The 13674-nt window shown below is 71.6% G+C and carries 11 protein-coding genes; 4 read left to right on the top strand and 7 right to left on the bottom strand.

The features are described from left to right. From ACH5HR_RS10755 to ACH5HR_RS10745, 3 genes are read left to right on the top strand one after another with little or no spacing between them, the layout of a single operon-like run. Positions 1-1191, top strand: coding sequence for a class I SAM-dependent methyltransferase (locus ACH5HR_RS10755; RefSeq protein WP_416477793.1), 1191 nt, complete (start codon positions 1-3; stop codon positions 1189-1191). After that, positions 1188-1985: a glycosyltransferase family protein gene (locus ACH5HR_RS10750; RefSeq protein WP_402374463.1), complete on the top strand. Its 798-nt coding sequence runs from the start codon at positions 1188-1190 to the stop codon at positions 1983-1985. The genes ACH5HR_RS10755 and ACH5HR_RS10750 overlap by 4 nt, the downstream gene beginning before the upstream one ends. Further along, positions 1982-2632 carry a PIG-L deacetylase family protein gene (locus ACH5HR_RS10745; protein ID WP_402374465.1) on the top strand — a complete coding sequence of 217 codons (651 nt, stop codon included), beginning with the start codon at positions 1982-1984 and terminating at the stop codon, positions 2630-2632. The genes ACH5HR_RS10750 and ACH5HR_RS10745 overlap by 4 nt, the downstream gene beginning before the upstream one ends. A gap of 51 nt (positions 2633-2683) precedes the next feature. On the opposite strand, the gene ACH5HR_RS10740 is transcribed toward ACH5HR_RS10745, so the two are convergent. The 6 genes from ACH5HR_RS10740 to ACH5HR_RS10715 all read right to left on the bottom strand — a co-directional run bounded on the left by ACH5HR_RS10740 (position 2684) and on the right by ACH5HR_RS10715 (position 9089). Then, entirely contained in the window at positions 2684-3616 is a 933-nt protein-coding gene (locus ACH5HR_RS10740; RefSeq protein WP_402374467.1) for a glycosyltransferase family 2 protein, read from the bottom strand. Further along, positions 3613-4833: a polysaccharide pyruvyl transferase family protein gene (locus tag ACH5HR_RS10735; protein WP_416477792.1), complete on the bottom strand. Its 1221-nt coding sequence runs from the start codon at positions 4831-4833 to the stop codon at positions 3613-3615. The genes ACH5HR_RS10740 and ACH5HR_RS10735 overlap by 4 nt, the downstream gene beginning before the upstream one ends. Continuing rightward, positions 4830-5831, bottom strand: coding sequence for a glycosyltransferase family 2 protein (locus tag ACH5HR_RS10730; protein WP_402374471.1), 1002 nt, complete (start codon positions 5829-5831; stop codon positions 4830-4832). Before ACH5HR_RS10730 ends, ACH5HR_RS10735 begins: the two co-directional genes overlap by 4 nt. Positions 5832-5913: 82 nt before the next feature. After that, on the bottom strand, positions 5914-7062 hold the full coding sequence (locus ACH5HR_RS10725; RefSeq protein ID WP_416477791.1) for a glycosyltransferase family 4 protein: 1149 nt from the start codon (positions 7060-7062) through the stop codon (positions 5914-5916). Position 7063: 1 nt separating this feature from the next. Continuing rightward, complete coding sequence (locus ACH5HR_RS10720; protein WP_416477790.1) at positions 7064-7879, bottom strand: ABC transporter permease; 816 nt, start codon at positions 7877-7879, stop codon at positions 7064-7066. A gap of 4 nt (positions 7880-7883) precedes the next feature. Beyond that, the gene (locus ACH5HR_RS10715) at positions 7884-9089 is read right to left on the bottom strand and encodes an ABC transporter ATP-binding protein (protein ID WP_416477789.1); all 1206 of its coding nucleotides are present in this window, start codon (positions 9087-9089) and stop codon (positions 7884-7886) included. 209 nt (positions 9090-9298) lie between these two features. On the opposite strand from ACH5HR_RS10715, the gene ACH5HR_RS10710 reads away from it, so the two are divergent. Beyond that, positions 9299-12598: a glycoside hydrolase family protein gene (locus tag ACH5HR_RS10710; protein ID WP_416477788.1), complete on the top strand. Its 3300-nt coding sequence runs from the start codon at positions 9299-9301 to the stop codon at positions 12596-12598. A gap of 2 nt (positions 12599-12600) precedes the next feature. Here the strand turns inward: ACH5HR_RS10710 and ACH5HR_RS10705 are convergent, their stop codons facing one another. Next, positions 12601-13650, bottom strand: coding sequence for a glycosyltransferase family 4 protein (locus ACH5HR_RS10705; RefSeq protein WP_416477787.1), 1050 nt, complete (start codon positions 13648-13650; stop codon positions 12601-12603). Between the last annotated feature and the right edge of the window lie 24 nt (positions 13651-13674).

Raw genomic sequence — 13674 nt, 5'->3', positions numbered from 1 at the left:
GTGACGCGGCCTCCTGCCCCGGCCTGGCACTGTCGCTGGTGCGGCGGCTCTGCCGGCGACGTCGTGCTGGACCTGGGCGACCAGCCCCCCGCCGGTCTGCTGCCCCGTCCCGGCGATGCACTCCCGGACCCGACGGAGCCGCTGCGCATGATCCTCTGCGCCACGTGCGGACTCGCGCAGCTCGAGGAGGACGGTCGGCCGCCGGTGGAAGAACCCGGCGTCGAACCCTCGGCGATGGTGGCGCAGGGACGACGGGTCGTGGCGAGACTCGCCTCCGAGGGCCTGCTGAGGCCCGGCTCGACGTATCGTCAGTTTCCGAGCCCCCACGGCGGGGACTGGGGACCGATGCTCCGTGCCGCCGGCGCGAGCCCCTGGTCGGAGGACGACGGCGAGCCCGCCGACGTCGTGCTGGACGTGTTCGGGCTCATGCACGATGCTGACGTCGCGGCAGCGTGGGACCGTCGGGTACGTGGTCTTGGGACAGGATCTGTCCTGGTGGTCCAGTACCACTCCCTGGCAGGAGACCTCCGGACCGGGTCCTGGCACACGTTGCGGCCGGGACACTACGGCTACTTCAGCGCACCGGTGCTCCTCGCGATGGCGGACCGCTCGGGCCTCGTGCCGGTCGGCGCCTGGGAGACGGAGCTGCAGGGCGGGACGGGGGTGCTCGTGCTCGCCAGGCCGGGGTCGGACCGTGGATCTCGTGGTGCGGCCGGTTCGGCCGCGCAGCTGGAACGGCAGGAACGCGCTCTCGGTGTGCTGGACGCAGCGGCGCTGCGGTCGCTCGGCGACATCGCCGGCCGCGCCGCGGCCGCTCTGGGCGACTACCTCGCCCGCTGCGACGCCGTGGGCCTACGGGTCGCCGGCTACTCCGCCGCTTCCCGGACCCCGGTGATACTGACGATGTCCGGCACGGGCACCCGGGAGCTGCTCGCCGTCGCCGATGCCGCGCCCGGCAAGCAGGGCCGGTGCCTGCCGGTCGGCCGCGTACCGGTGGTGGCCCCCGAGGCCCTCCCGGAGCTCCAGCCGGACCGCGTCGTCCTGTTCGTCCCCGAGCTGTTGGACGAGGTCCGCCAGACCTGCCCGGAGGTGGAGGAGCGTGGCGGTCGATGGGTGGTGCTCGATCCGTACCCCATCGAGAAGGACCCGGCGGCGAGGGCCGCCGTCGAACGACGAGAGGGAGCGCGATGAAGGTCGTCCTGTTCTGCGGTGGGCTGGGGATGCGCATCCGAGCCTCCGAGGACCCGGTGCCCAAGCCCATGTTCACCGTCGGGGACCGGCCGGTCCTGTGGCACATGATGCGCTACTACGCCGCCTACGGGCACAAGGAGTTCATCCTCTGCCTCGGTTTCGGCGCCCGAGCCATCAAGGACTACTTCCTGAACTATCAGGAGACCCACTCCAACGACTTCGTCCTGCACGACGGAGGACGGTCGGTCGAGCTGCTCGGCACCGATATCGCGGACTGGACTATCACGTTCGTCGACACGGGACTCGAGACGCCCATCGGCGAGCGGCTCCGGCGGGTCCGCGAGCACCTCGGCGACGACGAGCTGTTCTTCGCCAACTACGGGGACGTCCTCACGGACGTTCCGCTCGACCGCATGGTCGAACAGGTCCGTGCGGACGGAGCCGTCGGCACGCTGGTGGCCGTCTGCCCGCCCGACTCGTTCCACACCGTCGCGCTCGCAGACGACCGGGTGGTCGGGGTGCGGTCTGCCACGGACCTGGACCTGCGGATCAACGGCGGCTACTTCGTCCTGACGCAGGGCATCTTCGACTACCTCGGCCGGGGCGAGGACCTCGTCGGGGACGCGTTGCCCCGGGCCGCCGCCGACGGCCGTTTCCTCGCCTGGCGGCACGACGGCTTCTGGGCGCCGATGGACACGCTCAAGGAGAGGGCCACCCTGGAGTCGCTCCACCAGCGCGGCGAGGCACCGTGGGAGATCTGGAGCCGACGCCATCCCGAGGAGGTCGGCGCATGATCGGGCTGACACCGGTAGCCGCCGGCCCGCTGTCGGTCCTTGCCCTGGGCGCGCATCCCGACGACGTCGAGATCGGCTGCGGAGGGACCCTGCTCGAGCTCGCCTCGCGTCCCGACGTCACGGTGACGGTCGTGGTGGCTTCGGGGACGCCCGGCCGCCGCGACGAGGCGCGTGTCGCAGCCGGAAAGTTCTTCCCCGGTGCGGACATCCACTTCCTGGGCCTCGACGACGGCAGCCTCCCGGCCCGCTGGGCGGAGCTCAAGGAGGGCCTGGTCGGCGTCCGCGAGGACGTGGCTCTCCCCGACCTGGTCCTCTGCCCCCGCCGAGAAGACCTGCACCAGGACCACGCGCTCCTGGCAGAGACGGTCACCCAGGTCTGGCGCGACGTGCTCGTCCTGGAGTACGAGATCCCCAAGTGGGACGGCGACCTGGGACGCGCCACCCACTACGTGCCGGTCGGCACCGCGAACGCCCACCGCAAGGTCGAGCTGCTCGACGAGGTCTACCCGTCCCAGCGCGACCGGGACTGGTGGGATCACGAGACCTTCCTCGGGCTCATGCGCCTGCGCGGCGTCGAGTGCCGGTCGCGGTACGCCGAGGCCTTCGTCGCCCGCAAGGTCGTGCTGGACCTGACGGCGTCGGCCTGACAAGGTCTGTCGGGGCGCCGTTTCGACGGTTGGGGCCGGCTCCCGGGACCGTCAGACGTGGACCTCATGGGTGCCGACGTAGCGACCCTTCGTCAGCCGGACAAGGTTTCGCTTGACGTCGAACGGCAAGAGGCGCCAGTTCGGGATTGTCCAGCCGGAGGCCACCGCGCCCAACGCTCGGAAACGCTCGGGGACGGGGACGGGAGCGCCGAGGGCCTCCACGGCCATGCGGTACGTGAGGTACCACTCGGGGAGTCCATAGCGTCGTGGGTGGTCGGGATCGATGATGCGGGACTGGTCCGCGATGTCGGCGGTGCGCAGCTTGTTGCTCTGTGCCTCGTGCCGACGGGCCTCGTAGAGCTGTTCGTCGACCTGGACCCACCGTGACCGCAGAGCCATCCGGATCCCCAGGGCCACGTCGCTGCTGAAGTAGACCGGCATGCCGCCGATGCCCCGGATGAACCCGGTGCGCATCACGGCCCCGTACCCGATCGCCTGGTAGACGTCGCGGGTGAGGAACGTCCGGGCGCGCTCGGCCGGTCCCGGCGTGAGGAAGTCGAGCTCGTCGTCGTCCATGCGGCCGCTGACCTGGCTGTCGGCGTCGATGTAGACGACTTTGGAGAAGGCAACGTCAGCTCTCGGGTGACGGCCCAGGGCCTCGACACAGGCGCGCAGGTGCCCGGGGCGCACCCGGTCGTCGGAGGCGTTCCACATGAACAGGTCGGAGCGCGCGGCACCCAGGACCCGGTTGTAGTTGCGCGGCATCCCGATGTTGCGCTCGCCAGTGACGAGCCGGAAGCGGTCGTCCGCAGCGGCGAACGCGGCGGCGATGTCTCGGGTGCCGTCGGTCGAGCCGTTGTCCGCCACGACCACCTCGATGTTCTCGAGCTCCTGGTCGCGCAGCGCGGCCAGACTCTGCTCCAGGTACCGGCTCGCGTTGTAGACCGGCATGCCGACGGTGACGGCAGGGGTGGTGCTCCTCATGACCGGATCCGATCCACCGGGCGCCCGGCGGCTGGCAGCAACCCGGCCAGCTCGCGGAACTCGGCAAGTGCGCGTTCTCGCAACGTCTCGGCGACCTCCCGGATGGCGGCGGCCTCCGTGGTCGCCCGGCTCTCGAGCTGGTCGACCAACTCGTGGACGTCTTGCGCGCGGGCGACGGGCAGGTCGGCGCAGTACCGAACCTGCCCGAACCGCGCCATGAGGTCGCGGTTCTTCGGGCCGTAGCCGAGGCTGACGGTGGGGATGCCGGAGGTCAGGGCGGCGACGGTGCCGTGATAGCGGGAGACCACGGCGAGGTCGGTCGTCGCCACGGTGTCCCGCATCGTGTCGTAGTCGTCATAGGCAGCGGTGCGCAGGTGCGATGCCTGGTGCCCGAGCTCGACCTGGCAGCGAGTGACGATCGTTTCGATGACGTCGGCGTCGATCGCGGCTCCGCCGAACAGGACGACGTCTCGGCCGCCCCCGACGAGTCCGCAGACGGTCCGGACGAGCTCGGACTCGTAGCGGTCCGCGTCGAGCGCGCTGCCGTCCGCCGCTGTCGCGCCGCGTGCGTTGAAGACCCCCACGGCGACGGACGGGCGGGCACCGCCGTCGGGCGTGCGGTCGCGCACGGGCAGCGACAGAACCACGTCGAGCACCTCGGACGGTGTCGGCGCACCGAGAGCCTCGACGGCGCGCACGGAGTGCGCGTCGCGCACCGTGATGGTCGTAGCGCCCCGAAGAGCCGCACGCACCAGCAGCCGTGCGGGACCGCGCGGTAGGTCGTCCGCACCGATGGACCAGAAGATCACGGGACGGCGGCGCAGACGTGCGCACCACGTGTACGTCGTCACGGTCCAGGCCGTCGTCGCGGCCCGGAGGCGCGTCACCTCGAGGAGGCCGCCTCCGGCGAGGACGACGGCATCGAGGTCGCCGACCACCCGCCAGGCCCAGGCCAGGTCGGCGAACCTGGCGCGTAGACGGGCCGCCCGAGACCGGCTGGTGCGCGGCCGCGTCCAAGCCACCGTCTCGATCCCGGGCCGTGCCACCGACTCGGGCGCCGGGACGACAGCGACGGCGTGGACCGGGGGCTCGCCGGCGTCGGCCCGTACCTCGGCGAGCGCCCCTTCCAGTCCGTCCACGAACGCGTCGAGCGTGACGTCGTTGCCGCGGTTGCCGATGCCGAACGCTCCGAGCAAGCCGATCCCGATCGAAGTCATCGTGCCACCTGCTCCCCGGAGCCGGGCACGACCGCGCCGCGCGGGCGCTGTCCCTCCGCCTCTCTGCCGGGCGCCTGTGACCGGGCACGACGCCACCGCTCGCGGGTCCAGTCGACCGGTGCGCCGGGCGCGAACCGGGCGAGCCACCACAGGTCCCCGAGAGCGCGCACCGGGTGGCCGTCGCGGAGGCCGTCCCGAGCGGACGCCGTGGCTCGCCAGGCCGCATACCGGCGGTTGCGCGCGAGGCTCGCGCGGTAGTCCGCGGCGAGGTCTTCCCGTCCCCGTTCGCGGGCGGCCCACGCGTGCAGCGACACGACGTGGTCGATGCTGCGGCACAGCTCGCGGTACCGGCGGGTGTTGTTGTCGGCATGCCGGCGATAGTCGACCAGTGTGGCGTCGACGAAGCGGAACGGCCCCTCGAGGGCGAGCCGGATCACGAGGTCCAGGTCCTGGGCGCGTCGGAACGCCGGGTGGAATCCACCGATCCGGATGAACGTCTCCCGGCGCGTCATGAGGTTCGGCAGGATGATGCCCATGGTCCGGCGGAGCACCTCGTGCACGTCGCGGACCTGGTGCTGATCGGCCGGGACCAGCTCGCTACCGTCCTCGTCGACGGTCCGCATCCCGCAGTAGCTCGCGACCGTCTCGTCGTCCGCCATCGCCGCGACCTGCCGCTCGATGCGCTCAGGGTGCCACCGATCGTCGTCGTCGAGGAAGACCAGCAGCTCGCCGCGGGTGTGCGACACCCCGACGTTGCGGGCCACGGACACCCCGCCCGCCAGCTGGTGCACGACGTGGATCCCGCCGCATGCCGAGGCGATCCGGAGGATCGCCTCAGGGTCCTCGGAGCCGTCGTCGACCAGGACGACCTCGATCCGGGGATACGTCTGGGCGGCTACCGAGTCGAGCGCCTCCCTCAGGAACGGGCCACCCCGATTGGTCGCGACGACCACGCTGACCAGTGCCGGAGCGCCGGGAGGTGCGGCAGGAGAAGACACGTACGGATTCACCTCATTCGCGTCGACCGCGGACTGTCGTCGTAGCGGTCCGTGACCATCGCGCCGATGGCGCGCTGACATCTCACCCTGCTATCCGACCACCGCCCTCGAGCCGGTCGACGAGCTCGTCGAGTGCGAGGGACCAGTCCCGCACCGAGGCCCTCGCACGGCGGCCGAGGTCCGTGCGGAGATACGGGTCGTCGACGAGTCGGCGCAGCTCCGCCGCGAGAGCGGCAGGATCGTCCGGCGCGACGAGCAACGACCCGTCGGACGAGATCTCGGCGATGCCGCCGACCCGAGACGCGACGGTGGCGAGCCCGGACGCCAGGCCCTCGAGGACGGTGAGCGGGCACGGGTCCGGCCATCGCGAGGGAACGACGGCGACGTCCGCTTCGCGCAGAACTGCCGCGACCTCCGCCCGGGGCAGGAACGGCCGCCAGGTGACGCGCTCGCCGAGGCCCGATGCGCGTCGCCGCAGATCGCGCTCATAGGGGGTGAGTGGCGCCGTCGGGCTGAAGCCGGCGGCGCCGACCACGGTGACCTGGAGCCGCGGGTCGTCGACAAGGCGTACCGCTTCGATGAGGACGTCCGGTCCCTTGGCCCGCAGGACTCGGCCGACGAAGACGACTTCGACGCGCTCACGCTCCGGCTTGTCGGGCGCCGGGCGGAAGAGCTCCGTGTCCACCCCGTTGCGGACCACGACCACGCGTTCGCGCAGGGAGACGGGGAGCCTGTCGCGGGTGCGGTCCGCGAGGAACTCGCTGACGCAGACGATCCGTTCGGCGTTCTCCAGCGTCCGCCCCGCCTCGCGACGGGAGTAGGTTCGCAGCAGCTCGTTGTGGGCGTAGAGCACGGGTGTGTGACGCGAGCGGTCGATGGCGCCGACGAGCTGGGGGGCGTTGTGCGCGAACACGACCGATGGAGGCCAGGAGTCCTGGTCCGTGACGGCGGCGGCGTAGCGCCGTCGGGTCCGTTGTCGCCCCAGCCCGAGCCGGCCCGTCACGGCGTCGATCTGGCGGTCGTGCCGTCCGGCGGGAGCTTCGGCGTACTCGACCGCTTCCGCGCTGTCGTAGCGGTCGGGATAGGTTCCACGGGCGACCGAGACCCGGGTGATCCGGCCTCGCGAGGCCGCTGCTGTGGCCAGGCCGTGCACCACGGTCGGGATCGCGCTGCCGGTCCGGGGGGAGTAGTGGTCCCCCGGGGTGATCACGTGGACGTGTGGCAGGGCCACGTCAGATCACGTCCGCAAAGCCGCGTTCCATCTTCTGGAACACCAGGGTCCCACCGAGGAAGACTAGCCCGGCGGCCGCGATGACGCTACAGAGCTGCCAGGCGGGGGGCATCGGCGTGCCCAGCGTCGCCCAGCGGAAGCACTCCAGGAGCCAGGTCAGTGGGTTGAGGTTGAACAGCCAGAGCAGGTCGTCGGGCACGTTCTCCAGGGAGTACGCCACCGGGGTGGCGTAGAGCAGGATCTGCATGACCCACGGGAGCGCATAGTTGACGTCGCGGTACGTGACGGTCACGGCGGAGGCGGCGAGCCCGATGCCGGAACCCAGCAGGACTGCCACCGCGACCCACACCGGCAGGGACAGCAGCGGCCAGCCCACCGGGACGCCGTACACGATCAGCAGCACCACGAGCAGCGACGAGGCGACGAGGAAGTCCAGCATGACGGCGAGCACGGAGGACAGCGGGACGAGCATGCGTGGGAAGAAGACCTTGGCCACCAGCGACTGGTTGGCCACCAGCGACGGCGCGGCGCGCGTGACGATCCCGTTGAACAGGTTCCACACGAGCATGCCGGCGAAGCTGAAGACGAAGTAGGGCACGTCCCCGCTCGACAGGTTGGCCACCTGGCCGAACACGATGGAGAAGATGCCGGCAGCGGCGAGCGGCTGCAGGACCACCCAGGCCACGCCGATGACCGTCTGGCGGTAGCGCAGGATGATGTCGCGCATGCCGAACCGGTAGAGGACCTCGCGAGACTCCCACAGCTCCCGCCAGGCGGGGAGGTTCAGACGTCCCGGGGGGGTGATGACGGTCGTCATGGGATCACCACTTCTCGTACTCGAAGTCAGCCAGGACCATGCCGTGGCTGAGCGCCTCGTCGGAGGTGACCTCCGCGTACGGAGCCTTGGGCAGGATCTCGAACGCCCCCGCGCCTTCCCAGGCGTCGAGCACCCCGGCCTTGCAGACGTACATGTCGTACGTGTAGCGGCCGGGCTTGAGCCAGAGGTCCTTGATGGTCAGCGCGCCTCGCTGAGGCGAGGCCGGGTCCAGCCACATGCCCACCAGACGGGAGTCGCACTGCACGACGACGTTGCCGTCCGCGTCGTTGATGTGGCACGAGACGAAGTACTGGCCGACGACTTCGGGATTGGCGTTCACCGCAAACTCGATCGTCTTGTCCGCCGTCGGCTCCATCATCTCCTCGGCGATCTGAGTCTCGGTGAATCGCAGCTCGCCGGTCCCTGCGCGCCGTTCGGGGTCCTGCTGAGCGATCTGGAAGCTCGTGAACGTCCGTCGATACTCCGCGAGGGCGTCCTCCACGCCGCCTTGGAACGTCATGCGACCACGGTCGAGGAAGAGGGCCGAGCTGCACAGGGCGGAGACCGTCTGCGCCTGGTGGCTGACGTAGAGGACGGTGCGACCCGACTGAGCCGCCTGCCGCATCTTGGCGAGCGACTTGGCCTGAAACTCCGCGTCACCGACGGCGAGGACCTCGTCGATGGCGAGGATCTCGGTCTCGAGGTGGGCGGCGACGGAGAAGGCCAACCGGACGTACATCCCCGAGGAGTACCGCTTGACCGGCGTGTCGAGGAACTTCTCGACCCCGGAGAAGTCGACGATCTCGTCGAACCGGCGCTGGATCTCCCGGCGCCGCATGCCGAGCAGAGTGCCGTTGAGGTAGACGTTCTCGCGGCCCGTGAGCTCGGGGTGGAACCCGGTGCCGACCTCCAGCAGGCTGCCGACCCGTCCGCCCAGCTCGACGCGCCCCGAGCTGGGGGCGGTGATCCGGGTGAGGATCTTCAGCAGAGTGCTCTTGCCGGCGCCGTTGCGGCCGATGATTCCGACAGCCTCGCCCCAGGGGATCTCGAGGTCGATGTCGGCCAGCGCCTCGAACGTCTCGTAGGTGGCGCGCCGCAGGGGGTGGCGCAGTCTTCGGACGAGCGCCTCGGTCGCACGGTTGGTGCGTCGCTCGGAGGCGATCCGATAGGTCTTGCCCAACCCCTGGGTGGAGATGGCGGATCCAGTCATGCGTCCTGTCCGTGCTCTCGAAGATGCGTCGACGTCTGGTCGAACGGCCTGGATCAACAGTAGGAAGACATCAGTGGCGATGGCCGTCTCGATCCGGGTGAAATGGCCCGTCGGAGCCCGGTTCACCCGGTGGGACCGGTCGTTCGTGCGCGCTGTTGATCGACGATGGGGAAGGCGGCATGGCGCCCGGCCCTGCGTGGGAGGTAGCGATGACGACAGGCACAGCGAGTCGCGAGCGTCGTCGTCGTGCCCAGGTGGTGGCCGCCGCCGTCGGCGTCGTGGCGCTGCTGGGAGTGGCCGCAGCCTCATCTTCGTGGACCGGCGGCGACGATCCCGACGACGTCGGTGGTGCCGTCCTGGCGGACGCTGCGGTGTCGGGTACCGCACCTGCCGTGAGAGGTCCGGTTCCGGTGTGCGGGTTCGGCGACCTGGCACAGGTCACCGACGACGGCGTGGTCGATGAGGAGCTGGACGGCCTCGCCGTGGCCGTCCCGGATGTCACCCCGGTGGGAGGAGCGACGTTGATCGACTTCCAGGTGCGTGGTGGGACGGCGTACGTCCTCTCGTTCGACGGCGACTCGACCTATCGGGTGGATCGGTACGACGCCGTCGACGGTTCGGCGGCCGGCGGGTTCGATGTGCCGCTACGACTCGACGACGGCTACGAGTCGTTCACGACCGGGGACTTCCAGGTGGACGATGAAGGGTACGTCTACCTGCTCGACACCCTGATGGGTCGCCGCGACCTGCTCCGGATCGGTCCCGAGGGTGAGCGGGACTGGACAGCCACTCTCCCCCCGTCGACCGAGAGCCGGGGCGATCTCCTCGACCTGTACGGGACGGTGCTGTTGAGCGAGGACGAGGGCGTCGTGGGTGTCCACGAGGGTTCCGCGGGAATGCACCAGATCGCTGCGGACGGCACGGTCCTAGGGTTCGACGATGCGTTCCCCGGCGGGGTGGAGGGTGTGCTGGACGACGGGGCGGTGGTGCTCGCGCAGAACGATGGCAGCCGGTTGGAGCTTCGGGGGCGCACGCGGGACGGGGCGACGACGTTCGCGCTGGGTGGTGAGGACGGGCCGGACGGGCTCGGCCGTGGCGGGCAGTACCTCCCGCGCTCGATGGACGGCGTCGTCAGCGGGCCGGGCGGCGAAGGCCTGCTGGTCGCCGTTGACCAGCTCGGCCTGGAGTGGTACTCGCCGGACGGCGCCCGCCTCGGCGTCTGGCCCGTCTCCCGGGGCGACCTCGACCACGAGCTGCTGCTCGACGCGCGCGCCGGTGTGGCACGGGACGATGACGCCTCGTACCTTCTCGCGGGGACGCAGGACGGCACCTCGCTGGTGCGAGTCTCGGACGGGCGGATGCGGTATCAGCTCACCGCCCCGGTGAAGTACAACGCCGGCACGGACTCCTTCCTGTCGGTGATGGGCATGGGTCTCGGCCTGACGACTCCGGCGGAGTACGGGTACTTCGGGCCGGGGGACGAGCCCGCGGTGTCGCTGTCCGTCGACGACGCCTGGGCCCCGGTGTCCGACCGCTACGTGGTGCGCTATCAGGTCCGGGGCGACCCCCGGCTGCGGGACCCGGTCGCGAGCGAGTGGCAGCAGGTCGAGCTCCCGGCCGACGGGGGCGAGGTGGCGCTCGCGCTGCCGGACGCGCGCGCCGGGGTGTACGAGGTCGACGCCCACCTCGTCGACGTGGGCACCGACGAGGCGGTCTCCGGCGACTGCCTGCGCTACACGGTCGGGCCTGACGGTGCGGACCTCGACCTGGCCTCGATGGCCGACGGCGCGGGGTGGGGCGGCGCGAGCCCGCTGCGTGGGGTGCAGCTCGCGGACGCCCTGGGCTTCGGCAGTCACCGGGTCCAGCTCGACGTCGCCGCGCTGGTGCCAGACCCGACCGCCGAGCCGAGCAGGGACGGCCTCGAGTGGGGCTCGCTGCCGTCCGAGGGGGTGCGCAGCGCGGAGGGCGAGGCGCCGTCGGACCCGTTCACCGAGCTGCGCCGCGCGAGCGAGCTGGCCGACGAGCTCGGGGTGCGACTCGTGGTCCAACTGGACTCCGGTGGGGGCGCCGAGCATGCAGCCGTCGAGGCAGGCACGTGGGAGGGCTGGGTGCGCGAGATCGTCGCCGAGGTCTCCCGCCAGGCACCGGGGATCGTGCACTGGGAACCCTGGAACGAGCCGAACGCGACCGGCTTCGACGACGGTGGCGACTACGTCCGCGACGTGGCCGCGCCGTTCGCCCGCGGCGCCCGGGAGGCGAACCCGGACGTGCTCGTCGTCGGCGGCAACTCCCTCGGTGTGGCGCTCGACTGGTGGGAGGGCGTCGTCGGGGCCGGCGGCTGCGACACCATGGATGTCGTCGGCATCCACCCCTACACCGGGCTGAACCGGTCGTGGGAGGAGGAGGGGTTCTCCGAGCCGGGCCGCGAGCTCGACGAGCTGCGCGAGATCCTCGAACCCTGCGGCGACCTGCCCTGGTGGGACACCGAGACCGGGTGGTGGTCCGACGGCGTGGTCAACTTCTGGGCCGGTGGCTCCGACGTCGCGCGCAAGCTCCTCTGGTACCGCCTCGAGGGGATCGAGGAGTGGACCTACTTCTTCTCCGAGGGCGGCTGGGGCGAGACCGGCAACTCGTGGTCGGCGATCCAGCACGACGGATACGTCAAGCCGTTGGGTGCCGCGGCCGCGGCGACGACCCACCTGCTCGACCAATATGCCGAACTCGAGCTGCTGGACGCGCCCGCCCCGGGGACGTACGCCGTGCGCGGGACGGGCGAGGGCGGCGAGCTGCTGGCGCTGTGGACGGACGATCTGGCATCGACCCTGACGCTTGCCGCGCCCGGCGGTGCGCAGGTCGAGCTCGTCGACCAGTACGGGGCGCGTCGGCCCCTCGACGTCCCGGCCGACGGTGTCGCCCTGCCCGTCGGCGGGGCGCCCGCCTTCGTCGTCGCACCGCCCGGCACGGGCCTGACGGCCGCCGCATCGGAGCCGTACGGGGAGGACGTGCTGGAGGGACGGCCGGTGCGTGCCTCGTCGACCCACGAGGACGCCGACGCCGCCGCCATCACCTCCGGGACGTTCAACGTGCGCGACCCGTGGCGGTCCGGGCGGCTCGCGGACGGCTCCGTCGACGAGAACCCGACCGTGACGGTCCGTACCGCCGACCCGGTCGAGATCGACCGGATCGCGGTGGCGACGGCCGGCATCCGTTGCTGCACGGCGGGCCTGCGGGACTACACCGTCGAGGTGCGCGACGCGGCAGGAGACTGGCAGGTGGTCGGCGAGGTGACGGGCCAGCTCTTCGACCGGGTGGCGATGCTGCAGCTCGACCCGGTGACCGTCACCGGCGTGCGGGTGTCGGTCCCCATGACCACCGAACGCGAGGTGCCGGTGCTGGACCTCAACTACTCGGGCGTCGTCGGTGGGCCGCACCCGGCGTTCATGGAGCTCGTCACCGAGAGCGACTACCAGGTCGCGATCAGCGCCGTCCGCGCGTGGGGACCCTCGTGAGGTCAGAGTCCGAGGACCTCGCGCCAGATCACCGCGTGCGCCGCGGCGCTCGCCTCCCACGTGAACTGCCGGGCACGCTCGCGGCCACGGCGGACGCGCTCGGCCGCGCCGTCGCCGTCGAGCGCGTGCACGATCCCGTCGGCGAGGCTCGCCCCGTCCGGCTCCACGAGCGTCCCGGCGTCCCCGCACACCTCGGGCAGGGACGAGCGGTTCGCCGCGACGACGTCCACGCCGCAGGCCATCGCCTCCAGCGCGGGCAGGCCGAATCCCTCGTACACCGACGGGACCACCACGACCTCGGCCGAGGCGACGACGCGGGGCAGCAGGTCGGCGTCGACGAGCCCGGCGAGGTGGGTGCCCGGCAGCGCCCCGAACAGGTCGCTGCGGCGGGCCGACGGCGGTCCGCACAGCACGAGGTCCACGTCCGGGTGGGCGGAACGCACCGCGGGCCAGGCGTCGGCCAGGCCGGCGAGATTCTTGCGCCGCGAGGAACCACCGGCGTGCAGCACGTAGCGCCCGGGCAGGCCGAGGCGATCCCGCTCGGCGGCGGACAACGGCTCCGGGTCGAACCAGCGCGGGTCCACCCCGTTGTGCACCACGTGGACCTCGCCGAGCCCGAGTCGTTCGGCGACGTCGTCGGCGGCGAACTGCGACGGGGAGACGACGGCGGCGGCCCGGCGGATCTCGGTGGCGGCGAACGGTTCGGGGTCGGACTCGTCGTCGAACCGCCACGCCACGGTGTCGTGGACGGTGACGATCTCCGGTACCCGGGCCGGCGGCAGGGCCAGGCCCATCCGGTGCACGGCCGTGGCGCCGCGGTAGAGGGTCGCGCCGACGGCCTGCCGCACGGCACCGGGCGCGCGGGTGAGCAGCCATCGCGGCACGCGGACGGTGCCCGGCAGGTCGGCCCGCAGGCCGCGCGCGATCTCGCGGCGCACCTCGACGTCCCCGCCGAGCGCCGCCTCCGCGCGCGCCGCGACCTCCTCCTCGTACACCTGCTGCCCCATGGGAACGGGGACGCCGATCGTGCCGAGTACCAGTCGTGTCGTCACAGGACCTCCGTCGACGGTGCGAGC

It is taken from the genome of Isoptericola maris (assembly GCF_048065335.1).
GTDB lineage: Bacteria > Actinomycetota > Actinomycetes > Actinomycetales > Cellulomonadaceae > Isoptericola > Isoptericola rhizosphaerae.
The sequence above is the reverse complement of the archived record's forward strand: the minus strand, read 5'-3'. Positions and strand labels throughout refer to the sequence as shown.

Coding starts and splice junctions, on each gene's coding strand:
- ACH5HR_RS10750 (WP_402374463.1), top strand. CDS start 1,188: ATGAAGGTCGTCCTGTTCTGCGGTGGGCTGGGGATGCGCATCCGAGCC.
- ACH5HR_RS10745 (WP_402374465.1), top strand. CDS start 1,982: ATGATCGGGCTGACACCGGTAGCCGCCGGCCCGCTGTCGGTCCTTGCC.
- ACH5HR_RS10740 (WP_402374467.1), bottom strand. CDS start 3,616: ATGAGGAGCACCACCCCTGCCGTCACCGTCGGCATGCCGGTCTACAAC.
- ACH5HR_RS10735 (WP_416477792.1), bottom strand. CDS start 4,833: ATGACTTCGATCGGGATCGGCTTGCTCGGAGCGTTCGGCATCGGCAAC.
- ACH5HR_RS10720 (WP_416477790.1), bottom strand. CDS start 7,879: ATGACGACCGTCATCACCCCCCCGGGACGTCTGAACCTCCCCGCCTGG.
- ACH5HR_RS10715 (WP_416477789.1), bottom strand. CDS start 9,089: ATGACTGGATCCGCCATCTCCACCCAGGGGTTGGGCAAGACCTATCGG.
- ACH5HR_RS10710 (WP_416477788.1), top strand. CDS start 9,299: ATGACGACAGGCACAGCGAGTCGCGAGCGTCGTCGTCGTGCCCAGGTG.